This window comes from Bradyrhizobium sp. JR4.1 (genome assembly GCF_040548605.1).
GTDB classification, from domain to species: domain Bacteria; phylum Pseudomonadota; class Alphaproteobacteria; order Rhizobiales; family Xanthobacteraceae; genus Bradyrhizobium; species Bradyrhizobium canariense.
In genome coordinates this window covers 453,216-476,297 of the sequence record NZ_JBEPRY010000002.1, presented here as the reverse complement: position 1 = coordinate 476,297, position 23,082 = coordinate 453,216, and the positions used below count along the sequence as shown (strand labels likewise).

Genomic DNA, 23,082 nt, shown 5'->3' with positions numbered 1-23,082 from the left:
CGTTTGACTAAACTAAATCAGACTCTGCCCGCGATCTCTTGCTCGGTCGGCAGCCGTCCGTCCGGCGTCAGATGATCGACCACCTGCGGCAGATATTGGCTGAGGCCGGAGAGCAGCTCGTCACGCGACAAGCCGCTCTGGGCCGACAGGCTCTCGATCTGGTCGGCGCCGAGCGCATTGGCGAGATCGCCTGGTGCGATCGCCTTGTTCTCGCCCTTGCCGACCCAGGTATTGGCGGCGTCGCCATGACCGCTCCGCTGGAGCTGGTTGAGGAGATCGCCGAGACCGCCGCTGAGCACGCTGCCGGCCGCGCCGCCCGCGAGCAGGCCGCCAAGGCCACCCTTCAACAGGTCACCGAGGCCGCCGCCAGCGCCTGCATTCACCGACGGGGGGAGATGCGTCGGCGTCGGTGCCGGGGACGGCTGCGGCGCGCTGCCGGTTTGGTTGCCGCTCAAATGCTTGAATGCCTTCCAGGCGAGCAGGCCAAGGAGCGCCATGGTCATTGGCGACATGCCGCCGCTGGATGAGGATTGTGAACTCGGCGTGCTTGGGCCGCGCGGGCCGTTCTGCATGCCGTTGAGGACGTCGAGCAAACCCATGGCGTTCTCCCTTGGCGCTTTCTTGCTGGTAACAAGCCCCGATCGAAAACATATGAGGCCGTCATGACGGTTACAAGGCGATTGCGCCGCAACTGCGGGAATGGGCAGCAGGCAGCGCCTCTGCTATCGAGGGCAGACCGTTAAGGAGACAAGCCAAGGTGGTTACGGATCGACCGATCGTGGTGGCCGGCGCAGGCGCCATCGGATGTTTCGTCGGCGGCACCCTGGCGGCTGCCGGCCGCCGCGTCGCGTTCCTGGTGCGGCCGCGGGTGAAGGCCGAGATCGAGCGGTTCGGCCTGCTTCTGACCGATTTCGACGGCTCCGAGAAGAAGATCGGCGCGGGCCAACTCGCGCTGTCGGAAGATCCCGCGATCTTCCACAGCGCCGGCATCGTGCTGGTCACGGTGAAGAGCGCCGACACAGCCGGTATCGCGGACCAGATCGCGCAGCATGCGCCGCAGGAGGCCGTCATCGTCTCGCTGCAAAACGGCGTCGGCAATGTCGCGGTGCTGCGCGAGCGCCTCGGCGACCGCCGCGTGCTCGCCGGCATGGTGCCTTTCAACGTGGTCGCGATGGACGAGGGCCGCTTCCACCGCTCGACCTCCGGCGACATTCATGTTGGTCAAGATGATACGAACACGGCCGCAGCGCTGTCGGTGCCGGGGCTCACCATGCGCGCGAGCCGTGACATCATCGGCGTGCAATGGGGCAAGTTGATCATCAATTTGAACAACGCGCTCAGCGCCTTGTCCGACATGCCGCTCGCCGCGCAATTGGCGAACCGCGACTGGCGACGGCTGTTCGCCGATCAGATGGCGGAGGGGCTGGCTGCAATGAGGGCCGCCGGCATCACACCGGTCTCGGCGACGCCGATCCCGTCGTCCTTGACGCCGACCTTGCTGAGACTGCCCGACCCGATTTTCAACCTGATCCTGGGAAGGACCATGAAGATCGATCCCGAGGCGCGTTCCTCGATGTGGCAGGATTTGAAGCAGGGCCGCAAGACCGAGATCGACTATCTCCAGGGCGCGATCATCGCGCTCGCCGAGCAGAACAATGTCAACGTGCCGCTGTCGCGCCGCATTGTTGCGCTGATCAAACAGGCTGAGGCCGCGGGCAAGGGTCCGCCGCGGCTGACGCCGCAGCAGATTCGCGGGTAACGCATGAGTGCAGGCTGCGCGACCGGAGGAGCAACGATGAAGCGTCATCTGATGATCGGATTCGCGTTGGCCGCGCTCTGCGCCGCGTCCTCGATCGCGGAGGCCCGGCCGCCGACGGTCATGAACTCTCCCGGCTATGACAGGCGATTGCAGGAGAGCCGCTCGCAACTGGGCAGTTCTCCGACGACAACGGCGCCTGCGAATTCCCCGGTAGCTCAACCGAAGCGCAGCAAGAAGAAGCCTCTGAACTGAGGATGTAAGCGCGGTCTCCATCACACCCGTCATTGCGAGCGCAGCGAAGCAATCCAGAATCCCCACGCGGAAAGACTCTGGATTGCTTCGCTGCGCTCGCAATGACGGCGGTGACTCAGCCCTTCTTCGCGGGCTTGCTCGGCGTCGGGCTGAACAGCTTTTTGATGTCGTTCAATCCATCCGACAGCCGCGGCCATTCGCAGGAGAACGAGCCCTTGGTGCACGGGGCGCCTTTCGGCCGCGGTCGCGCGTCGCCGATGGCGGCCTGCTGGACCTTGGGCCGCTCGACCGGCACCGGCACGCGCTCGACCTCGGTTCGCAACGCGACCCGCTGGAGCTGCTGCACCTGTTGTTCCTGCTGTTCGCGCTGCTGGCGCGCGGTGGCCTGCGCGGCTTCATTGCTGCGGCGCTGATTTGCGAGATAGGCGGTGTAGGCTTCGTCGATCTTCTTCTGCTCCTCCGGTGTCGGATTGGGGCCGGCGATGTCGAAGGTGCGGTCCTGGAGGAAGTCGTAATAGGAATAGCCGCCGCCTGCCTTGCGCCGGCCGGCGAATTTGGCGTTGCAGTCTGCAAGCGCAGCCGTCTTCTCGGATTTGGTCGTGGCTTTCTCGGCGGCGTCGGCGCAGGCCTCGAAGTCAACAGGCGCGCGCTTCCACCATTGTGCCTGGGCATGCGACGGCGCCAGCAGGAAAAATCCTGCTGCGGCAACGACAAGCGCCGCACGACGCGATGCAACTACGTCCGACATTCTACGAGAGCATTCCTTGCAAAACTCAACCCGAACTGAGTCGGGCTGATTTTTGCCCCTTTATGGCCGGCTTGTCACCCATGGAACCCGGGATTTTCATGGCTGTGATGCTGACATTTTTTGCTTGACGTGGCGCAGGAGTCACAGCGTCACTTCATCCTGCGCTCGCCTCATTGGCGAGGCCAAGAAAACGAAGTGGAAACGCCTGATGCTGCTGCCCCTGTCCGATGTGCCGCGCTGGTACGCCGAGCGCAAACCGCAAGGCACGATCGCCGTCCGTCACGGGCAGGATACGCTGACATGGGACGCGCTCGAACGCGGCGCCAACCGGCGCGCACGGGCGTTCATGGCCAAGGGCGTCAGGCCCGGCGACTTCGTCGCAATCGGGTTGCCCAATGGCAATGCGTTCTTCGAGACCTCGTTTGCGGTGTGGAAATGCGGAGCGACGCCGACCTCGCTGTCATGGCGGCTGCCGCGCGGCGAAGCCGCCGCGGTGCTCGATATCCTGAAGCCGGCGCTGGTGGTCGGCGGCGAAGCCGATTGGAATGCGCCGAACCGTCTGCCCGCGGATTTCATGCCGGAAGGGTTTTCGGACGAGCCGCTCACCGCACCGGTGGCGCGCTATTGGAAAGCGATGACCAGCGGCGGATCGACCGGGCGGCCGAAGGTGATCCTCGATCACCAGCCGGCCGTGATCGACACCGTCGCCGCGCCGCCGCTCAACGTCCCCTTCGGGGTCTCGCTGCTCAATCCCGGTCCGCTCTATCACAACGCGCCGTTCATCGTGTCGCACTACGCGCTGTTCACCGGCGGCCAGCTCACCGGTCTCGTCAAGTTCGACGCCGAGGAGGCGCTGCGACAAATTGCGCGCGAGCGCGTGCAATGGGTCAATTTCGTGCCGACCATGATGCACCGGATCTGGGCGCTGCCGGAGCACGTGCGCAACGCCTATGACGTGTCGAGCCTGCAGACCGTCTTCCACATGGCCGCTCCGATGCCGCCCTGGCTGAAAGAGAACTGGATCGCCTGGCTCGGGCCTGAGCGGATCTGGGAGCTCTATGGCGGTACCGAGCGACAAGGCTCCTGCATCATCTCCGGCACGGAATGGCTGACGCACAAGGGCTCGGTCGGCAAGATCGGCGAGATGGCGCGCTTGCGCATCATCGGCGAGGACGGCAACGACGTCGCGCCGGGCGAGAGCGGCGAAATCTATTTCCTCAACAATGACGGCAAGGATGCCACCTATCACTATCTCGGCGCCGAGCCGAAGCGCCGCGCGGACGGCTGGGAATCGCTCGGCGACATCGGCAGACTGGACGCGGAAGGCTATCTGTATCTCGGCGACCGCCTCGCCGACATGGTGCTGCGCGGCGGCGCCAACATCTATCCGGCCGAGGTCGAAGCTGCCGTCTCCGCCTGTCCGGGCGTGCGCTCCTGCGTGGTGGTGGGATTGCCCGATCCGGAATTGGGCCAGCGCGTGCACGCCATCATCGAGCCGGATTGCGATGCGGACGGTCAGGCCATCGCCGACGGCATGGCGGATTTCCTCAAGGACAGGCTGAGCCGCTACAAGCATCCGGAGAGTTTCGAGATTGTCAGCGCCCCGCCGCGCGACGATTCCGGAAAAGTTCGCCGCACGCTGTTGCGCGACGAGCGCGCAACATGGATGAAGGAGGGGCGCGCCTTCCGGATTTTGCCGGCAAGGGCGCGGGCGCACGCCGATTAAGAGAATTCACGGGAAGGACCGAGATTATGACCATCACCATCGCCGCGAACGCCGTGCCGAAGCCGCCGGCCGAGATCATCGAGGGTTTTCGCGGTGCGCCGACCTCGGTCATTTCGGACAATCTCGGCCGGCTGCCGGGCGCGGTGGGGCTCAAGCCCTATCATCGCGGCGCCAAGCTGGTGGGCACGGCCTTCACGGTTCGCACCCGTCCCGGCGACAATCTCGCCATCCACCGCGCGCTCGAGCTGGTGGGCCCCGGCGACGTCATCGTGGTCGATGGCGGCGGCGATGAGACCCGCGCGCTGGTCGGCGAGATCATGAAGAATATCGCGCAATGGCGCAAAGCCGAAGGCTATGTCATCGACGGCGCGATCCGCGATGTCGCGGCGTTCGCGGCCGATGACTTTCCCTGCTACGCTCGCGCGGTGATCCACCGCGGCCCCTACAAGAACGGCCCCGGCGAGATCAACGTGCCTGTTTCGATCGGCGGCAGCGTGATCTCCCCCGGCGACATCGTCGTCGGCGACGAGGACGGCGTGGTGTCGTTTGCCGCAGCAGGTGCCGCGGCGCTGCTCGACGCCGTGCGCGCCCAGGTCGCGCGCGAGGAGGAGACGCTGAAGGCGATCCGCGAGGGCCGTTATCAGGGCTCGTATGGGAAATCCTGATCCACGCGCGGCTTAAGTCAAGAAATGGCCGGCTCGATCGCACGTCGACGTTGGCCATTGCCTCTTTCGAAAGTGATTTCACAACTTTGTTTCGATCAGACTTGCTTCATGCTTTTTGCTGCTGGGGATACTTCACGTGACGAGGAATTACGCGATCGTTCTGCCTAGCTTCTTCGTTCTGCTGGTCTCTGGCAGCAACGAGGTTGGTTCGTGGAAGATGCCGCCTATTGGCTCCGGCCGCGGGGCAGCGCCCATTTTCAATCGCGATCGCGTCACTGATAGTCATCTGGCAGTCGAGGCCGCTTCGACCGAGACAGAGCGACGACTAACTGAAGGGGTTTACGCAAAGGCCAACGGTCTCCCCCCAGGTGAGGTGGAAAAGCGCTTTGCGGCAAGTGGAGTCCTGCGATGTCCTGGTGGAGATAGCAGCGCTCAAGTGACTGGAGCGCGGGACGTGATTACCACGGCGGCTCACGCGTTTCGGGACCTTTGCAAACCGCATACGTCACCTGACAAGTGTATCTTCGAGTACTATCTCGGAGCCGAGAGGCGTACCATTCCTCTGTCAGCGACCCTATGGATGGGCACATGCGTTGAGAGTGCGCCCAAGGCGATTGTCAACGATTGGGCAGTCGCAAAGCTCGAGTCTGCCGCGGAAGTGACGCCTTACGAGATCAATGAACGGACTGAAATTGTGGTCGAGCTGGAGCGTGTCCTGGCGGTCGTCGGTTACGACATCGAAGCCTCGGGAAAGAGGGACAGGTACGGCCCCTTCAACAAGACGATTCAGGAGTGCCAGATACGCGACGTAAGGGACTGGTCGATATTCGAAACGAGCTGCGAATTCACAGTAGGGGCATCAGGTAGCGCTTTGTTTCGTCTGTTGGACGGTCGAATGACTCTGTTCGGCGTCCTTAATGGAGACTATCACGACAAAGAATATTGCCCACGAGGCAGCTGCGAGTTCAAGAGCCGCCATTGGTCGAGCGTGTATGTTACCGTCAAGGGTGAGTTCAAGGACCGCCTTCTGGCTGCCGTGAGCCAGTCTGCTGCAAAATAAAGCGTAAAAGGGAGGATGGCGTGAGCCAGAAGGACGAATTCCACAATCTCGACGATACCGGCGACGGATTGTTTCGCGAGCTCGCGGCAGGGGTGACCACGCGCATCTTCTCCGGCGAACAGGCGATGCTGTCGGTGGTGACGCTGGCGCCGCATGCGCAAGGCACGCTGCATCATCATCCAGAGGAGCAATGGGGCGTGCTGCTCGACGGCTCCGCCATCCGCGTCCAGGGCAGTGAGGAGATTGCCGTGAAGAAGGGCGATTTCTGGCGCACGCCCGGCAACGTGCCGCACACCATGCGCGCCGGCCCCGACGGCGCCCGCGTGCTGGACATTTTCAGCCCGCCGCGGCCAGAATACAGAAAAGCGGGATCCGGTTTCGGAACGACCTAAAGCGCCAAGAGCAAAAGCCGGGCGCGAGAAAACAGGGGAGGGGACCATGACGATCACACGACGCGCGCTGCTCGCAGCGCCGGCTATTCTCGCGATGACGCCGGCGTTGGCCCAGGCCGGGAAGATCACGCTGGTGGTGCCGTTTCCGCCGGGGGGATCGACCGACGCGATGGCTCGGCTGCTCCAGAGCCATCTGCAAACCAAGCTCAACCGCATCGTCATTGTCGAGAACAAGTCGGGCGCCGCCGGCGCGCTCGGCGCGGCGCAGGTCGCCAAGAGCCCGCCTGATGGCTCGACGTTCCTGGTCACCTTCGATTCACACGCGGTGATCCCCTCCATCCTCGACAAGCCGCCCGTCGATGTCGAGCGCGAGCTGATGCCGGTGTTGCTGGTCGGCACTGCGCCTTACGTGATCGCCGCCGGTGCGGGCCGTCCCTACAAGACCTTCGCCGACGTGGTGGCGGCCTGCAAGGCGACGCCCGGCGCTGTGAAATATGCCTCCGTCGGCATCGGGACGCTCGGCCATCTCGCCATGACCGTGCTCGGCAACAAGGCGGGCGTCGAGATCACGCACGTGCCCTATCGCGGCGGCGGCCCCGCGATGAACGACGTGCTCGGCGGCCATGTCGATCTGATCGCGGGATCGGCGGCGCTGGTCGCAGCCCAGCTCGGCACCAACATGCTGCGTCCGATCCTGCAGCTCGGCCGCGAGCGGCTGCCCGGCCTGCCGGATACGCCGACCGCGATCGAGGCAGGCTTCCCGGATTTCGAGACGCTGGCCTGGTGGGGCATCTTCGCGCCCACCGGCACGCCGCCGGACATCGTCGCAGCCCTCGCGACGGCGTCCAAGGAGATCCTGAGCGAGCCCGCGACCGCCGCCCAGCTCAAGGAGACGCAGCAGATGACGCTGCTGCTCGAGGACGGTCCCGCCTTCAAGACCTTCTTCGACAAGCAGGTTGCCACTTGGGGCAAGGTGGTCCGGGACAACAATATCCGGGCGTAAGATGACCGGCAGCCCTCCGCATTGAGCAACGCGGAGGGCTTCCGATCTCCCCTCCGCTTTGATATGAAGCCCCGGTAGCCCGCTCTGCGGGTTCCGCGGTCCCGTAGCTCAGCCGGATAGAGCGACGGTTTCCTAAACCGTAGGTCGGAAGTTCGAGTCTTCCCGGGATCGCCATTTTCTCGAGAGCTAAGCGCCGCGACGGCCGCGGTACTGGTCGCCCCTCCAATTACTTTCTATCGTGACGTGTGTCGATCGCCGGCTAGGATATGGCGGGTGCAGGGGGGCGTTCGCATGGCGGATTCGTGGTTCTACGCGGAAGGTGGGCAGAAACGCGGTCCGATGCCGATATCGGAGCTCCTTCCGCTACTGGCTCGCATCGCAGATTCACCGCGCGTGCTGGTCTGGCGGGAGGGCTGGGAGAGCTGGAAGCCGGTCGCGGAGGTGCGTGAGATCACGGAGCACCTCTTTCGAACGCAGTCGCCGATGCCGGCACCGCAACCGGTCAACGCCACGCGGGAGCCGTCCGTTCCCGCAGAAGACGCTGCTGCCTTCAAGAACGTCCAACCCGAGATGACCGGTATCAGCGGTTGGCTCGCGCTACTCGCGTTCGGCCAAGTGATGGGCATTCTGCGCCTGATCTTCAACGTCGGACAATACGTGCAGTCGATCACCGACGAAACCTGGACTTACTTTCCGACGGTGATCTGGAGCGAAATGCTGATAAATGCCGCCATGATAGGCTTCTCGGTCTGGACAACGGTGCTCCTGTTCAGACACTCCCACAGATTTCCCGCCTTTTTCATCGTGCAAATGATCTGCGCTGTGCTGATGCCGCTCGTCGATCTCCTCTGCGTCGCATCGTTTTTTTCCGCCGCGCTGAACCGACCTTTCAGCGATTTTTTCATCATTGAAACGCGACAGGTCGGACAAACGGTTGTCGGTGTGATGAGTGCCGCGGTTTGGATAACGTACGTGCTTCGCTCCCGCAGAGTCGCGAATACGTTCACGAAATAAGCCGCGTTTGTGGTCCGCGTTGCGTCGGGCCTGATCCCGACCGCGATGCTGAGCTCGATGTCCGGCCGAATGATGCCGGATGCACTGGAGCGGCTGAAGGACGAGGCGCCGCGCGGATCGCAAGCCCAACGGGCACCGACTGCGGCCGATTTGCTTCGGCGGCGCGAAAATTGCTAACAGAGGTGACCAGGCTGGAAGTCTGCCTTCCAGCCTGGTCTGTTTCCCGCCTCTCACGATGCCTCAGCGATATCCGGAGACCAAGATGCCTTTCGACTTGATCCTGCGCGGCGGCCGTGTGGTCGACCCGTCCCAGAAGCTCGATGCCGTGGCCGATGTCGCCTTTGCGGGTGGCAAGGTCGCTGCGATCGGCAGCGGGCTCAAGGCGGATCCGGGCACTGACGTGCGCGACGTCTCGAAGTTCATGGTGACCCCGGGGCTGATCGATCTCCACACCCATGTCTATTGGGGCGGTACGTCGCTCGGCATCGATGCCGAGGAATTCTGCCGTCTCTCCGGCGTCACCACCGCGGTCGATACCGGCAGCGCGGGGCCCGGCAATTTCGCCGGATTCCGCAAGCACGTGATCGAGCCGAGCCAGGTCCGCATTCTCGCTTATCTGCACGTCTCGCATGCCGGCATTTTCGGCTTCTCGCACCGGATCATGGTCGGCGAGAGCGAGGAGCTGCGGCTGATGAATCCGATCGAGGCGGCCAAGGTGGCCGATGCCAACCGCGACCTCATCGTCGGCATCAAGGTGCGCGTGGGGCTGCACTCCTCGGGCACGTCGGGCGTCGTGCCGCTCGACATCGCGCTCGAGGTCGCGAACGAAGTTGGCATGCCCCTGATGGCGCATATCGATCATCCGCCGCCGAGCTACGAGGAGGTGCTGGGCCGCCTGCGCCCCGGCGACGTGCTCACCCATGCGTTCCGGCCCTTCCCCAACACGCCCGCGACCGCGCAGGGCACGGTGAAGCGGGCGGTGCTGGACGCCCGCGAGCGCGGCGTGCTGTTCGATATCGGCCACGGCAAGGGCTCGTTCGCGTTCAAGACCGCGCGCGCCATGCTCGCCAACGGCTTCTATCCGGACACCATCTCGTCCGACATTCATCAACTGTGCATCGACGGCCCGGCCTTCGACCAGGTCACGACCCTGTCGAAATTCCTGTGCATGGGCATGCCGCTGTCCGACGTCATCGCAACCTCGACGGTCAACGCGGCGATGGCGCTGCGGCGGCCCGAACTCGGCAGCCTCAAGCCAGGCAGCGTCGGCGACGCCACGCTGATCTCGGTGAGGGAAGGCCAGTTCGACTATGAGGACGTGGTCGGCGAGCACCTGATCGGCGACCGCAAGATCGTCTCCGAGGGTGTCGTGATCGGCGGCCGCTGGTGGCATCCGAATTGATGCGGCGCTAGCCCCGCTCGCGATAGAATTGCAGCAGCTGCGCGCCTGCCGGAGAAAGCCAGTCGGGCGCACCGGCGATGTAGCCCTCGACGTGACCGCTCGTTCCGACGAGATAGGTGATGGGCATGCCGACGAGGGAGAATATCGCGGTCGATGCTTCTGCCGCTGCGCCATAGGCGTCGACATAGCAAGCGAGGTTCTGCACGGCGAGGCCGCTGAGAAACGTGCGGATCTTGCGCAGGTCTTTGGTATCCGTGCAGATCGCGACAACATCGAGCCGGTCCGACCGTGATCCCGCGAGACTTGCGAGCACAGGCAGATCGAGCCGGCAGGCCGCGCACCAGGTGGCCCAGAAATTGACGAGGGTGATGCGGCCCGGCTTCGCGCTCAACGCGACCTCCTTCCCGCCAATGTCTTGAAGCCTGAGCATTGGCATCGACGCGCGCGGCCGCACCAGCGTGAACTGACTGCGGCCGGCCTCGAACACCGGCGGCCAGTCTTCCTGCGCATGGGCCGCGCGGAAGGAGGCAACAAGCGCCGGCGCGGCCATCATGATCGATCGCCGCGACGGCAATGGACCGCTTTCGCGCGCGGTCTCACGCATGAATGTAGGCCCAGCCTTTGAGTTGCAGATCGACCACGCGGCCGATGCCGAACGGCACGAGGCTGGCACCTGCTATCAGCGGAATCGGGACCTGCTCCTTGGCTTCGGCGATCGCTTTTGACGATGCGCACATGCTGTAGGCGAGGTTGGGCAGCGACTGCCGCAGCGCCGCGAGCGGCTCGACCAGCGGACTCCTGTCCGCCCGAAAGACGTCGATGCCCTTACCATTGGCGACGACCTCGATCAGCAATCGCGCGCCCCTGTCCGCAAAGTGCTTCGAGAGGTTGGCCGAGTAGCTGATCGCGTGTCCCATGACATAGGGCTCGTTGCTGTCGATCAGGATCACAACGCCGTCGGCGAGACGATCCTCCTTGGCCGCGGCGGTGCCGCCGGCCGTGAGGATCGCGGTGCCGGCGAGCAGGCCCCTGCGGGACCATCCGTTGGCAGAAATCATGGCTGCGGCGTTCAGCTGTTCAGAACTGACGCGGCGCGATCGGCGCCTTGCGGTCGCGCCCCCACAGCACGAACAGGCTGAGCGCGAGCAGAACGACGTTGAGCGGCGTGACCGGCGCCTCGCCGCGCGAGATGTGGAAGACGAGCGCCAACACCTGCAACATGGAGCAGCCCAGTGCAGCCAACACCGTCAGCCGGGGCAGGACCCGCGTCAGCGCCGGCAGCAGGATGCCGATTCCGCCGGCGAGATCGACCAGCCCGATGAACCGGACGAACGTTGCGGAATACTGGCCGGCCCAGGGCATCATCGCGGCAAGCTCTGGAATCGGCGTCAGCAGCTTGACCAGCCCGGCCGCGGTGAAAACGAAAAAGAGCAGGGCCTGTGCGACCCAAAGGCCGATACGAATGGCGCGGCCGGGGGAGGCAGTCTCGAAGGCGGTGGTGGACACGGGTGGTTCTCCAAAAAAGGTGACGGTCGCCACCATTTGATAGTTTCCTCATATTTGATCATTATGCGTCCCGGGATTAGTTCATTTCCTGGGTGTTGATGATTTCATGGATTCCTTAGTCAGCATGAGGGTGTTCTGCCTGGTCGCCGAGCTGAAGAGCTTCGCGACCGCGGCGCAACGCCTGCGCATCTCGCCCGCGATGGCAAGCAAGCATGTGATGCAGCTCGAGAAGCGGCTAGGCACGCGACTGCTCAACCGCACCAGTCGGCGCGTCAGCCTGAGCGAAAGCGGAGCGCTCTATTTCGAGCAGGCGCGGCAGATGCTCGACTCCCTCGATGAGGTCGAAGCCGCCGTCAGCAAAGCGACGGTCGTTCCGCGCGGCACGCTGCGGCTGACCGCGCCGGTGTGGATGGCGAACGCCCTGTTCGCGGGAATTTTGGCCGGCTATCAAAGCCGCTATCCCGAAGTGCGCCTCGACGTCGATCTCAGCGGGCGGATGGTCAATCTGGTCGAGGAGGGATTCGATCTCGCACTTCGCGCGACCGCCGCGCCCGACGAGGCGCTGATCGCGCGGCCCATCACCAAGGTTGCGTTCCTTATGGTCGGCGCGCCCGCTTATCTCGATCGCGCAGGGCGCCCGACCAAACTTGCCGATCTCGCCGGCCAGGCGATGCTGCACTACGCGCTGTACCCGGGTGAAAGCTTCTCCTTCGAGGGCGAGCACGGCACCGAGACCGTCAAGCTCAATCCGGTGCTGCGCAGTGGCAATGAAACGCTGCTGCACATGGCGGCGCTCGAAGGCATGGGCCTCGCCTTCCTGCCGAAATGGCTGGTCGCGGAGGATATCACCGCCGGCCGCCTCGAGCACGTCATGCCCGGGCAGGTCCTTTTTGAGGGGAAGCTGTTCGCGGTCTATCCCAGCCGCAAATACCTCTCCGCCAAGGTCCGGACGTTCATCGATTTCGTCGCGGCCGACAAGCGGATGAGATAGCCGGCTAAGCGAGCTGATTAGAGCGACCTCGCGATCAACAGCTTCATGATCTCGTTCGTGCCGCCATAGATCTTCTGGATGCGGGAATCGATGAAGATGCGCGAGATCGGATATTCCTGCATGTAGCCGTAGCCGCCGAACAGCTGGAGGCATTCGTCGGCGGTCTCGACCTGCTTCTCCGAGCACCAGTATTTCGCCATCGACGCCGTGACGGTGTCGAGGTCCTTGGCGACCAGCCGCTCGACGCACCAGTCAACGAAGACGCGGGCGATCATCGCTTCGGTCTTGCGCTCGGCGAGCTTGAAGGCGGTGTTCTGGAAATCCATCAGCGGCTTGCCGAACGCTTTCCGCTCCTTGGTGTAGTCGACGGTGAGTTTTATGGCGCGCTCCATCGCGGCGACCGCGCCGACCGCGAGCGCGAGGCGCTCCTGCGGCAATTGCTGCATCAGCTGCACGAAGCCCTGGCCTTCCTCGCCGCCGAGCAAATTGTCCGGCGGAACCGCGACGTTGTCGAAAAACAGCTCGGACGTGTCGGAGGCATGCAGGCCGATCTTGTCGAGGTTGCGCCCGCGCTTGTATCCATCCGCGCCTGAGGTTTCGACCACGATCAGCGAAATGCCCTTGGCGCCGACATCGCCGGTGCGCGCGACCACGATGACGAGATCGGCGGCCTGGCCGTTGGTGATGAAAGTCTTCTGTCCGTTGATGACGTAGGAATTGCCCTGCTTCCTGGCCGTGGTCTTGACGGCCTGCAAATCCGAGCCGGTGCCGGGCTCGGTCATGGCGATCGCACCGACCATCTCGCCCGAGGCCATCTTCGGCAGCCAGCGCTTCTTCTGCTCCTCCGAGCCGTAATTGAGGATGTAGTGCGCGACGATGGCGCTGTGCACGGAGACGCCGGTCGTCAGCTCCGGCACCGTGCTTTCGAGGTCGTCGAGCACGGCGGCATCATAGGCGAAGGTCGCGCCGAGGCCGCCATATTCCTCCGGCACGCTCGCCAGCAGCGCGCCCATCTCGCCGAGCCCGCGCCAGGCAAAGCGGTCGACTATCTTCTGCTCGCGCCATTTTTCGGCATGCGGGGCCAGATCCTTGGCAAGATACTTCCGGAACTGATCGCGGAAGATTTCGAGCTCTTCGGTCATCCAGGAGGAGCGGTAGGACATGGTCACCTCGGTCAATGCGGCTTGCCGGCTTGGTAGGCCAGCCTTCGGCGGCAATTATTGTGTTTTCAGGCTGCGCCGGTGACGCTACCAAGGCGACCGGAAACGCGTCTTTCGGGATGGTTGATTGTGGCTGTCAAAACTCAAGAGCTCAAGCTCGACATCGCGCGCATCGGCACGGTGTCAGCGATCCTGACGCAGCCGGACAAGGCGCGCTCCTGCTACGTTCTGGCGCATGGTGCCGGTGCAGGGATGCGGCACGCATCGATGGACAAGATTGCGGAGGGGCTCGCGAACCGCGGCATCGCGACGTTCCGCTTCAATTTTCCCTACATGGAAAACAAACAGGGCCGTCCCGACCAGCCGGTGGTCGCCCATGCCACGATCCGCGCGGCAGTCGAGGAAGCCGCGCGGCTCTGCCCCGGTGTGATGCTCGTTGCGGGCGGAAAATCCTTCGGCGGGCGCATGACGTCGCAGGCGCAGTCGAAGACGCCGCTGCCTGATGTCAAAGGGCTCGCCTTCCTCGGCTTTCCCCTGCACGCCGACAAGAAGCCATCGACCGAGCGTGCCGAGCACCTCGCCCGTGTCGAGATCCCGATGCTGTTCCTGCAAGGCACCCGCGATGGGCTCGCCGATCTCGGCCTCCTCAAGCCCGTCATCGCCGCTCTTGCCCCGAAGGCGACGCTGCACGAGATCGAGGGCGGCGATCACTCCTTCGCGGTGCTGAAAAAGTCCGGTCGCAGCAACGAAGAGGCGCTTGCGGAGGTGCTCGACACGCTCGCGGACTGGATCGACAAGCTCGCCTGAAATCTCACGCCGAATATAGCCCCTTGTCGCGCGCCTTCTGGATCGCGAGCGCGGCAATGAGATCGAGGGTCGGCGTCGACAGGCCGGCGGTGCGCGCGAAGGCTTGGGGCGCCTTCACCAGGACGTCGATCTCCATGGCGCGGCCGAGCTCGTAGTCCTGCAGCAGCGACGGCTTGTGATTGGGCGCGGGACCACTGCGGCTCACGCGCTTGACCTCGGGGATGAAGTGCTGGGCGATCTCGTTGGCCTCGTTCAGCATCCGCGGGATGACCTCGGCGAACGCAGGATCGTCGCGCACGCCGCGCGCGGTCTGGCCGGTGAGCAGGCACAGCACCGACAACGACATGTTGGTCAGCAGCTTTGACCAGATCGCCTCGCGGATCTCGGCAACCGGCGGCGATTCCAGCCGCGCGTCGGTGAAGACACCGCGCAGCGTCGTGATGCGCTCGCAATTGCGGTCGTCGCATTCGCCGATCAGCAGGCGGTTGCGGTCCGGCGTCAGGTTCTGCACCACGCCAGGCGCGATCACCTCGTTGGAGGAGAAGACCACGCCGCCGACGATCCGCTCCTTCGGGATGCAGGCGCGCAAGCGCCCGCCCGGGTCGAGAAAGGAAATGTCCGGCGGGGTCGGGTGTCGCGGCGGCAGGCCGATCCCGTACCACCAGGGAATGCCGTTCTGCGCGAACACGATCGCGGTGTCGTCCTGCAGCAGCGGCTTGAGGCTGGAGACCAGCCCGGTCAACGCGGTTGCCTTCAAGGTGCTGATCACGACGTCCTGGGGGCCGAGTTGGGCCGGATCGCCGGAGGCGTTCACCTTGGCGGAGACCTCGGAATCGCCGACGCGCAGCTTGAGGCCGTTGGCCCGGACCGCCTCCAGGTGCGCGCCGCGCATTACGCACGAGACCTCGTGGCCGGCGCGGGCCAGCCTGACCGCGAGATGGCTGCCGACGGCGCCCGCGCCGAAAATGCAGATGCGCATGTGATGTCCGTCCCTGATCCCTCGATGCCGCCCCGCGACAGCATGACACAAGCCGCCATGCGATGGACGCGGCTGCCCTACGCTCGAAAGATATGGATCAAGGTGCGGAGCCTCGGCCATAGTACGCGCCAAACAAACGAGCGGAGGAACACCGATGACCGACAGCCCCGTCCTGTGGACCCTGGATGCGCGTGGGGTTGCGACCGTCACGTTGAATCGGCCCGAAGTGAACAATGCCTATGACGGTGCATTGATCGCGGGCGTGCTCGCGGCCATGGACGATCTCGGTAGCAAGCCCAACCTTCGCTTGGTCGTGCTCAAGGGCACCGGCAAGCATTTCCAGGCCGGCGCCGACCTCAAATGGATCAACGGCGTGCGGCCGCAATCGAGCGAGGCGAACGAGGCCGCGTCGCGTGCGACGTTCGAGGCCGTGCAGCGGCTCAACACGCTGCCCATTCCGACGGTCGCGCTGGTGCAGGGCGGCTGCTTTGGCGGCGGCACCGGCGTGATCGCGGCCTGCGATGTCGTGATCGCGGCCGACAACGCCCTGTTCTCGATCACCGAAGTGCGCTGGGGCCTGACCGCGGCCATCATCATCCCGCAGCTCTGCGATGCCATCGGTGTACGGCAAGTCCGCCGCTACGCGCTGACAGGGGAACGTTTCGGCGCCGAGGATGCTCGCCGCATCGGCCTCGTCCACGAGGTGGTGCCGCTCGCCGATCTCGACGCCGCCGGCGCCAAGGTGGTCGAGCAGTTGCTCGCCAACGGACCGGAGGCGATGGCCGAGACCAAGCGGCTGGCACTGGAGAGCTCGTTCGGCGGAATGGCGGTGGACGATGCCGCCTACAAGCGGCTCGTGCACCTGCATTCGGTCAAGCGCCAGAGTGCGGAAGCTGCGGAGGGGCTGGCGTCGTTCGCGGAGAAGCGCGCTGCGAATTGGAGTGGCGGCAAGGCCTGAGCGCGCCGCCCAGCAGCAACCCGATACGATCTGCGTCGTGCACCATCCCCAAACCCTGGCCGCGGGACCGATTCGAATCCCCGTAATTCCGCGGGCCCGTCCTTAAGAGTTCAATCATTCCCGGCCATTATGGTTACGACAATTGTCACGCCATGGTGTCGAATGCACAGAGTTCTGGGGTTTTGGAAGGCTGGATCGATCGTCGCGGCGGCAACGCTGCTGGTCCTGCATCCGGTTGCCGCTTCACCTCGACTGGTCTCTCTGGCGTTCAATTCCCAGCTGGGGAGCCCGCAGCAGATCGGGGCGGATGAGTTTCGCCAGAAGCTGGTGGCATTGCCCGGCAAGCCCATCGTGATCGACCAGCGCGCCACCAATGCAGTCGGTAGCGAGAACGCCATTCTCGCCGCGACGCAGGCCGGCGCCGTCGATATGGCGGTGCTGTCGGGTTCGGTGGTCAGTGCGGTCGTCCCCGAACTCGGCGTGTTCGACATTCCCTTCCTGTTTCGCGATACGGCTCACGCCAAAGCCGTGGCGCAAGGTCCGGCAGGCGCCGCAATCGCCGCCAAATTCGGCGATAAGGGGCTGACCTTGCTGGCGATTGGCCGACAGGGCTTCCGCAACGTCACGAATTCCAAGCGGCCCGTTCGCAGCCCCGACGATATCAAGGGTCTGAAGATTCGTGTGATCCCGAACCCGATCTATCAGATGACGTTCAAGGCGCTCGGTGCCGAAGTGGTCCCGATGGAATTTCCGCTGGTCTATACCGCGCTCAAGGACGGCCGGCTCGATGGGCAGGAAAATCCCGTGCCGACCATTGCCGGCTCCCGCCTCTATGAAGTCCAGAAATACCTCACATTGACCGGCCACTTCTTCGCGCCGATCGTGTTCATCGCCAACCGTGCCATGTTCGAGCAGCTCACTCCGGCCGACCAGGCAACACTGATCGCGCAGGCAAAAGCGGGGGCGGAGGCGACATGGCAGGCGAAGCTCGATGCCGCGGCGCTCGAGCAGGTGCGCAGCGGCGGCATGGACGTGATCGAGAAATTCGATCGCCAACCCTTCGTCGACGCGGTCAAGCCGCTCGATCAGGAATTCGAGAAGCGGTTCGGCAAGGATCTGCTCGCCACCATCCGGTCCACCCAGTAAGAATTTCGGGATTCCCATGAAATTATCGCACATGATGTCCCGGGTCGGTGTCCGTCCGCGCGTGTTCGGCGGTTTCGCGCTGGTTCTCAGCTTTCTGGTCCTGCTCGCGGGCTTCGCCGTGGTTCAGGTCGAGCGGATCGGCGGAACGGTCAATGACCTCGTGACCAGCGCGGCTGGCGACGCCGGCATGTCGCAGGCGCGTGCCGCGCTCTTGGAAGCGAACTCGGCGGTCGAGAAATTCATCCGGACCTGGAATGTCGGCGACAAGGATGCCGCAGCCAAGGCGATCGACGGCGTGGGCAAACTGGCCGATCAGGCCGATCGGCAATTCGGCAAACTGCAAGCGATCGCGGAAGGCATCGGCCCGGTCAAGACGGCGCTGGAAACCTATCGTGCGTCGTTCACCGCGGCGGCGGATGCCGCGGATCGGCTGCGCGCCGCCACCACGAAGACCGACGCCCAGGGCGCGGCCGCCGGCCTCAATGTCGGCGGCATTCAGGTTGCGCTTGCCAATCGCCCGGAAGATGCGGAACGACTTGTCAACCCGATGCGCCTGGCCGGCGTCGTCGACGCGCTGCGCGTCACCGTGATGCGCTATGGATCCACTTTGTCGACGGGCGATGCCGACGACGCCAGGCAGGCGTTGTCCTACGCCCAATTGGCGATCGCAGACACCGAGGCTGAGCTGGCGACGGTGGACGCCCCCAAATTGAAGACGCTGGTCGCAGCACTCAAGACCGCGATCGCCGCCGACACGACGGCGCTCGAAGAGGTCATCAAGGTCGCCGCCGATCTGCGCGCCAGGCAGGCCGAATTGAAGAAGGCGAGTGCGGCGATCGACGATCAAGTCAACAAGATCAATGCGAAGCTCGGCACCGTGCGCGCCGAGCAGGGCGACAAGACCTCGGCAGCGGTCGATCAAACCAAACGGACCGTCATCGCGACCGCGGCCGGCGCGCTGCTGCTGGGAGCGGTGCTCGCATGGCTTATCGGAACCAGCGTATCCGGCCCGATTCGCGGCATGACGGACCGGATGCAATCGCTGGCGGCGGGCGAGCTCGATGAGCCCATTCCCGGCGGCGAATCGCGCGACGAAATCGGCCGCATGGCGCGTGCCGTCGAGGTGTTCCGCGAAAATGCGCTGGCGGTTCGTCGCATGGAAGGCGAGGCCACGGCACAGCGCGAAGCCACCGAGGCCGACCGTGCCCGCATGATGTCTGATCTTGCCGGCCGCTTCGAGCAGGGCATGCAGGGGGTGATTGCCGGTGTCGGTGGCCGGGCCGACGACATGGGGCGTAGCGCCGAGGAGTTGGCGAAGGTCGCCGAGCGTGGCCGCGGGCTCGCCGAAGCGGTCGCGACCCGCGCCGAGCAGGCATCGATGAACGTGCAGACCGTCGCCTCCGCCACCCAGCAGCTCGCGGCCTCGATCCGCGAAATCTCAAGCCAGGTGCACCGCTCCGTCGCGGTCTCGAACCGGGCGACCGACGAGACCAACCGCACCTCCGATTTGATCCATGGGTTGTCGGATGCGGCTGAAAAGATCGGTACCATCATTCAATTGATTCAGGCCATCGCCAGCCAGACCAATCTGCTGGCGCTGAACGCGACCATCGAAGCGGCGCGCGCCGGCGACGCCGGCCGGGGCTTCGCGATCGTCGCCAGCGAGGTCAAGAGTCTCGCGACCCAGACAGCGCAGGCGACCGAGCAGATCGCCAGCCAGATTGCGACGATCCAGAGTGCGACCGGCCAATCGGTCGAGGCGATCAAGCAGTTCGGCACCACCGTCAAGGAAATGGCCGACATCGCCACCGCGATCGCCGCGGCGGTCGAAGAGCAGGGCGCGGCAACGGGCGAAATCGCGCGCAACGTCGAAGAGGCGGCCAACGGCACCACGGCGGTGACGCAGGAAATCGGTCAGGTGCGCGCGGTGGCGGGCGAGACCGACGCCGGTGCCGAAGCCGCTCTTACGGTCGCAGCGGCCCTGAAGCAGCAGGCGGATTCAATGAAGTCGAACGTCGACGATTTCCTCCACACCATCCGCTCGGCGGCCTGAATTCCCGAGAAACCGGCGATGCCGCGGGTGCCAACGAAACGGGCCTCACAGCACCGGCAACAGCGAGCTCTTCAATTCGCGCAATAACGCCTGAACCGCAGCAGCCTGGACCCGTCGCTCGGGAATGCTTGCCTTGACCCATAAATCGGGAATTGGAAAATCCGGCAACACGACCTGCAACGTGCCTTGACGTAGGGCCTCTTCCGCAAGGTAGTGCGAGATGAAGGCGATGCCGTTGCCGGCGATCGCGCTTTTCACGAGCACGTGGCCCTCGTTCGAACTCAACAGCGGCCGGACCTGAACCGTGATACGGTCGCGCGGCCCGTCGAACACCCAGTCCGGACCGGTGGGAAGAAAACTCAGGCAACGATGATCGACCAGATCGCGCGGATGTCGCGGCACGCCGTGCGCCCTGAGATAGGCCGGCGACGCGCACAACAAGCGCTTCAATCGGCATAGGGGCTCGTCGACCACACCGCCGAACGAATGCGGAAACGCGCCGATGGCGATATCGAAGCCTTCGGTCACCGGATCGACGGGACGGTCGATCAAGACGATTTCGAGTTTCAGCTTCGGGTTTTGGGTCTGGAAGGTGCTGAACACATCGGCAAGCCGGGCGATGGTCAGCGATGTCGGTGCCTTGATACGCAAATGATCGATAAGATCATGGCCTTTCTCGCCCATGCGCGACAGGAGATCGCCGACATCGGCGACCACGCTCCGCGCCCTCTGGACATATTCCTGGCCGGCCGCGGTCAGCCGCAATTGCCGCGTCGAGCGATGAAATAGCGGCGTGCCGATCCGCGTCTCCAATTGGGTGACCCGCTTTGCGACCACCGAAGTTGCGACATTGAGTTTTCTCGCCGCGGCGGAAAATCCGGCGGCGTCTGCGGTGGCGAGGAACGCCTGAAGGTTTACCAGGATGTCCATTTTCGGCCTTTCGCGATTCGAGAAAGGTGATCGCTTATTTTGGTAGATTGTAGCCCCACTTGCGTTAATTCATAGTCCGGCCCAAGCAAGAGATTTTCAGGGACGGGACGCGCCATGCAGGCCACCACGATCGAAGAACCGGCGCGCCATGTGCCGCTTTACGGCGAATATGAAGTCGTCGTCCTCGGCGGCGGTCCGGCCGGCATCGTCGCGGCGGCCTCAAGCGCGCGCGCGGGGCGGAAGACGCTCTTGATCGAGCGCTACGGCTTTCTTGGCGGCATGGGCACTGCCGCAGGCGTCACCAATTTCTGCGGCCTGCACGGCAATGTTTACGGCGAGGCCCACCGGCTGGTGCAGGGCATGGCGTCGGAGTTGCTGGCGCGGATCGATCATTTGAACGGCCTCAACGCGCCGCATCTCATTCTCGGCAAGGTCTTCGCCCAGGCCTACGACACCGCCGCCTACAAGATCGCGGCCGACCAGCTGCTCGCCAGTCACAAGGTGCACATCCTCTTCCACGCGCTCGGTGCCGGCGTCGTGATGGGCGATAACAGGTGCATCGATGCGCTGATGGTCGAGACCAAGGCCGGCCGGCAGGCGGTGCGATCGGAGATATTCATCGATTGCTCCGGCGACGGCGATCTCGCGGTCTGGGCCGGCGCGCCGTTTGAATTCGGCGACGAGCACGGCCATCCGATGTATCCCTCGATGATGCTCCGTCTCAACGGCATCGATCCGGCGAAGGCAGGCGATGCCTGGCGCACCATCCCGCAATTGATGGAGCAGGCCACAGCCGCCGGCACTCACACATTCCCGCGCAAGAGCGCGATCGTACGGCCGCAAAAGTCCGGCACCGAATGGCGGGTGAACTTTACGCAAGTGGCGCGCGAGGACGGCCATGCCATCAACGGCATCGTGCCCGACGATCTCACCCGCGGCGAGATCGAGGGCCGCAAGCAGGCGCTCGCCGCGTTCGAATTCCTGCGCACCGTGCCGGGCTTTGAAAAATCCTACATCGTCGACCTGCCGCCGCAGCTCGGCATCCGCGAAACCCGCCGCATCACGGGCGGCTATCAGCTCAGCGGTGAGGACGTGCTCGGCTGCGCTTCGTTCGAGGATTCCATCGGGGTCAATGGCTGGCCGATCGAGGCCCATGTCCCCGGCGACGTCGTCTTCACCTTCCCGCCGATCCCGGAATCGCGCGGCTATAACGAGCTGCCTTACCGCATGCTGGTGCCCGAAGGCGTCGACAATCTGCTGGTCGCCGGCCGCTGCGCCTCGATGACCCATGAGGGCCAATCGGCGGCCCGGGTCTCCGGTGCCTGTTTCGTGATGGGGGAGGCGGCCGGTTCCGCCGCCGCGCTGGCGCTCTCCGGAAACCGGATCCCGCGTGACATCCCGGTTGAAAAGCTGCAGGAAACGTTGAAACAACAGGGCGCCTTCATCGGACGGGACCAGCCCGTGCCCGAAGGGCTCTGACGGACTGCAAAACGACCAAGAGAACCACGAGAGGAAACGGGATGATCGGGATTGCGCGGCTCGCGCTAGCTAGCCTGATGGCGATCACGGCAATGGGAGCGGCCCGGGCCGAGGACGCACTGAAGGCCAAAGTCGGCGTGCTCCGCCTGTCGTCCTCCGCGCCCGTCTTCATCGCGCAGGACAAGGGCTATTTCCGCGAGACCGGCCTCGAGGTCGAGCTGAAATTCTTCGACGCGGCGCAGCCGATCGCGGTGGCAACGACCTCGGGCGACATCGATTTCGGCGTCACCGCCTTCACCGCCGGCCTTTACAATCTCGCCGGCAAGGGCGTGCTGAAGGTGATCGGCGGCATGAGCCGCGAGAAGGCAGGCTATCCCCTGATCGGCTATTTCGCCAGCAACAACGCCTATGCGAGCGGTCTGAAGACGCCGAAGGACCTCGCGGGCAAGCGCGTGGCGATGACGCAGGTTGGCTCGTCCTTTCACTATTCGCTCGGCCTGCTTGCCGACAAATACGGCTTCAAGCTTGCCGACGTGAAGATCGTGCCGCTGCAATCGCTGTCGAATGCCGCGGCCGCGCTGAAGGGCGAGACCGTGGATGCAGCGCTGCTGCCGATCTCCACCGCGCGAAAGCTGATGGACGACGGCGGTGCGAAGTTCCTCGGCTGGGTCGGCGACGAGACACCCTGGCAATTAGGCGCGGTGTTCGCCTCGCCGAAGACGCTGACCAACAAGGTGCTGGTGACGAAGCTGCTCAGCGCTTTGGCAAAAGCCGACCGCGAATATCACGACGTCATCCTTGCCGCGATGAAGGACGGTGTCGCCCCGATCAACGACAAGACAAAGCCACTGCTGGAGATCATCGCAAAATATACCAATTTGCCGGTGGAGCAGGTGGTCGGCAATTGCGCCTATATCGATCCCGACGGCAAGCTGGATGTGAAAAACGTCGACAACCAGATCAAATGGCTCCAGGAGCAGGGCTTTGCCGGCAAGGGTTTTGACGCGAACGCGATCATCGCAAGCGAATTTGTGAAGGCGGATTGAGAGTAG

24 protein-coding genes and 1 tRNA gene are annotated in these 23,082 nt (G+C 64.3%); 17 read left to right on the top strand and 8 right to left on the bottom strand.

Going from position 1 to position 23,082, the window contains the following annotated elements; translation table 11 throughout:
- Positions 1–17 precede the first annotated feature (17 nt).
- Positions 18–599, bottom strand: a complete 582-nt coding sequence (locus tag ABIB90_RS07475) for a YidB family protein (protein ID WP_354200569.1) — start codon at positions 597–599, stop codon at positions 18–20.
- Between the two features lie 158 nt (positions 600–757).
- Here ABIB90_RS07475 and ABIB90_RS07470 point away from each other — a divergent pair, with 158 nt between their 5' ends.
- A complete protein-coding gene (locus ABIB90_RS07470) occupies positions 758–1,759 on the top strand; it encodes a 2-dehydropantoate 2-reductase (protein ID WP_354200568.1) in 1,002 nt (333 codons plus the stop codon).
- A gap of 36 nt (positions 1,760–1,795) precedes the next feature.
- Complete coding sequence (locus tag ABIB90_RS07465; RefSeq protein ID WP_354200567.1) at positions 1,796–2,011, top strand: hypothetical protein; 216 nt, start codon at positions 1,796–1,798, stop codon at positions 2,009–2,011.
- Between the two features lie 115 nt (positions 2,012–2,126).
- Here the strand turns inward: ABIB90_RS07465 and ABIB90_RS07460 are convergent, their stop codons facing one another.
- Positions 2,127–2,759: a hypothetical protein gene (locus tag ABIB90_RS07460; RefSeq protein ID WP_007599309.1), complete on the bottom strand. Its 633-nt coding sequence runs from the start codon at positions 2,757–2,759 to the stop codon at positions 2,127–2,129.
- Positions 2,760–2,967: 208 nt separating this feature from the next.
- Between ABIB90_RS07460 and ABIB90_RS07455 the strand changes: the two genes are divergently transcribed.
- The 8 genes from ABIB90_RS07455 to ABIB90_RS07420 all read left to right on the top strand — a co-directional run bounded on the left by ABIB90_RS07455 (position 2,968) and on the right by ABIB90_RS07420 (position 10,021).
- Positions 2,968–4,485 (top strand): AMP-binding protein, encoded by a 1,518-nt coding sequence (locus tag ABIB90_RS07455; protein ID WP_354200565.1) that lies wholly within the window; start codon positions 2,968–2,970, stop codon positions 4,483–4,485.
- Between the two features lie 26 nt (positions 4,486–4,511).
- Complete coding sequence (locus ABIB90_RS07450) at positions 4,512–5,150, top strand: RraA family protein (protein WP_007604635.1); 639 nt, start codon at positions 4,512–4,514, stop codon at positions 5,148–5,150.
- A 136-nt stretch (positions 5,151–5,286) separates the two neighbouring features.
- Positions 5,287–6,210: a hypothetical protein gene (locus ABIB90_RS07445; RefSeq protein WP_354200564.1), complete on the top strand. Its 924-nt coding sequence runs from the start codon at positions 5,287–5,289 to the stop codon at positions 6,208–6,210.
- 20 nt (positions 6,211–6,230) lie between these two features.
- On the top strand, positions 6,231–6,602 hold the full coding sequence (locus ABIB90_RS07440; protein WP_007599315.1) for a dimethylsulfonioproprionate lyase family protein: 372 nt from the start codon (positions 6,231–6,233) through the stop codon (positions 6,600–6,602).
- 46 nt (positions 6,603–6,648) lie between these two features.
- On the top strand, positions 6,649–7,605 hold the full coding sequence (locus ABIB90_RS07435; protein ID WP_354200563.1) for a tripartite tricarboxylate transporter substrate-binding protein: 957 nt from the start codon (positions 6,649–6,651) through the stop codon (positions 7,603–7,605).
- A gap of 97 nt (positions 7,606–7,702) precedes the next feature.
- Positions 7,703–7,779 (top strand) — tRNA-Arg (locus ABIB90_RS07430).
- 117 nt (positions 7,780–7,896) lie between these two features.
- A complete protein-coding gene (locus ABIB90_RS07425; RefSeq protein ID WP_354200562.1) occupies positions 7,897–8,619 on the top strand; it encodes a DUF2569 family protein in 723 nt (240 codons plus the stop codon).
- Between the two features lie 262 nt (positions 8,620–8,881).
- A complete protein-coding gene (locus ABIB90_RS07420) occupies positions 8,882–10,021 on the top strand; it encodes an amidohydrolase/deacetylase family metallohydrolase (protein ID WP_007599321.1) in 1,140 nt (379 codons plus the stop codon).
- Positions 10,022–10,028: 7 nt separating this feature from the next.
- Here ABIB90_RS07420 and ABIB90_RS07415 read toward each other — a convergent pair whose 3' ends face one another.
- Genes ABIB90_RS07415 through ABIB90_RS07405 form a run of 3 tightly spaced genes read right to left on the bottom strand, consistent with a single transcriptional unit; the run spans position 10,029 to position 11,563 of the window.
- A complete protein-coding gene (locus ABIB90_RS07415; RefSeq protein WP_035993963.1) occupies positions 10,029–10,625 on the bottom strand; it encodes a TlpA family protein disulfide reductase in 597 nt (198 codons plus the stop codon).
- Positions 10,618–11,079, bottom strand: coding sequence for a DsrE family protein (locus tag ABIB90_RS07410; protein ID WP_219684545.1), 462 nt, complete (start codon positions 11,077–11,079; stop codon positions 10,618–10,620). Before ABIB90_RS07410 ends, ABIB90_RS07415 begins: the two co-directional genes overlap by 8 nt.
- A 19-nt stretch (positions 11,080–11,098) precedes the next feature.
- Positions 11,099–11,563, bottom strand: a complete 465-nt coding sequence (locus tag ABIB90_RS07405; protein WP_246649374.1) for a DoxX family protein — start codon at positions 11,561–11,563, stop codon at positions 11,099–11,101.
- Positions 11,564–11,633: 70 nt separating this feature from the next.
- On the opposite strand from ABIB90_RS07405, the gene ABIB90_RS07400 reads away from it, so the two are divergent.
- The gene (locus ABIB90_RS07400; protein WP_007599330.1) at positions 11,634–12,518 is read left to right on the top strand and encodes a LysR family transcriptional regulator; all 885 of its coding nucleotides are present in this window, start codon (positions 11,634–11,636) and stop codon (positions 12,516–12,518) included.
- Between the two features lie 17 nt (positions 12,519–12,535).
- Here the strand turns inward: ABIB90_RS07400 and ABIB90_RS07395 are convergent, their stop codons facing one another.
- On the bottom strand, positions 12,536–13,681 hold the full coding sequence (locus ABIB90_RS07395) for an acyl-CoA dehydrogenase family protein (protein ID WP_354200561.1): 1,146 nt from the start codon (positions 13,679–13,681) through the stop codon (positions 12,536–12,538).
- Between the two features lie 126 nt (positions 13,682–13,807).
- Between ABIB90_RS07395 and ABIB90_RS07390 the strand changes: the two genes are divergently transcribed.
- Positions 13,808–14,485: an alpha/beta hydrolase family protein gene (locus tag ABIB90_RS07390; protein ID WP_219684547.1), complete on the top strand. Its 678-nt coding sequence runs from the start codon at positions 13,808–13,810 to the stop codon at positions 14,483–14,485.
- A gap of 4 nt (positions 14,486–14,489) precedes the next feature.
- Here ABIB90_RS07390 and ABIB90_RS07385 read toward each other — a convergent pair whose 3' ends face one another.
- Positions 14,490–15,464, bottom strand: coding sequence for a ketopantoate reductase family protein (locus tag ABIB90_RS07385; protein WP_219684548.1), 975 nt, complete (start codon positions 15,462–15,464; stop codon positions 14,490–14,492).
- Between the two features lie 154 nt (positions 15,465–15,618).
- Between ABIB90_RS07385 and ABIB90_RS07380 the strand changes: the two genes are divergently transcribed.
- The 3 genes from ABIB90_RS07380 to ABIB90_RS07370 all read left to right on the top strand — a co-directional run bounded on the left by ABIB90_RS07380 (position 15,619) and on the right by ABIB90_RS07370 (position 19,621).
- Positions 15,619–16,422 carry an enoyl-CoA hydratase-related protein gene (locus ABIB90_RS07380; RefSeq protein WP_219684549.1) on the top strand — a complete coding sequence of 268 codons (804 nt, stop codon included), beginning with the start codon at positions 15,619–15,621 and terminating at the stop codon, positions 16,420–16,422.
- Positions 16,423–16,584: 162 nt separating this feature from the next.
- Positions 16,585–17,568, top strand: coding sequence for a TRAP transporter substrate-binding protein (locus ABIB90_RS07375; protein WP_354200560.1), 984 nt, complete (start codon positions 16,585–16,587; stop codon positions 17,566–17,568).
- 16 nt (positions 17,569–17,584) lie between these two features.
- Positions 17,585–19,621: a methyl-accepting chemotaxis protein gene (locus tag ABIB90_RS07370; RefSeq protein WP_354200559.1), complete on the top strand. Its 2,037-nt coding sequence runs from the start codon at positions 17,585–17,587 to the stop codon at positions 19,619–19,621.
- Between the two features lie 45 nt (positions 19,622–19,666).
- Here ABIB90_RS07370 and ABIB90_RS07365 read toward each other — a convergent pair whose 3' ends face one another.
- Positions 19,667–20,551: a LysR family transcriptional regulator gene (locus tag ABIB90_RS07365; protein ID WP_354200558.1), complete on the bottom strand. Its 885-nt coding sequence runs from the start codon at positions 20,549–20,551 to the stop codon at positions 19,667–19,669.
- A 114-nt stretch (positions 20,552–20,665) separates the two neighbouring features.
- Between ABIB90_RS07365 and ABIB90_RS07360 the strand changes: the two genes are divergently transcribed.
- Both ABIB90_RS07360 and ABIB90_RS07355 read left to right on the top strand, forming a co-directional pair.
- Positions 20,666–22,030: an FAD-dependent oxidoreductase gene (locus ABIB90_RS07360; RefSeq protein WP_354200557.1), complete on the top strand. Its 1,365-nt coding sequence runs from the start codon at positions 20,666–20,668 to the stop codon at positions 22,028–22,030.
- A gap of 41 nt (positions 22,031–22,071) precedes the next feature.
- On the top strand, positions 22,072–23,076 hold the full coding sequence (locus ABIB90_RS07355; RefSeq protein WP_354200556.1) for an ABC transporter substrate-binding protein: 1,005 nt from the start codon (positions 22,072–22,074) through the stop codon (positions 23,074–23,076).
- The last annotated feature ends 6 nt before the right edge of the window (positions 23,077–23,082 follow it).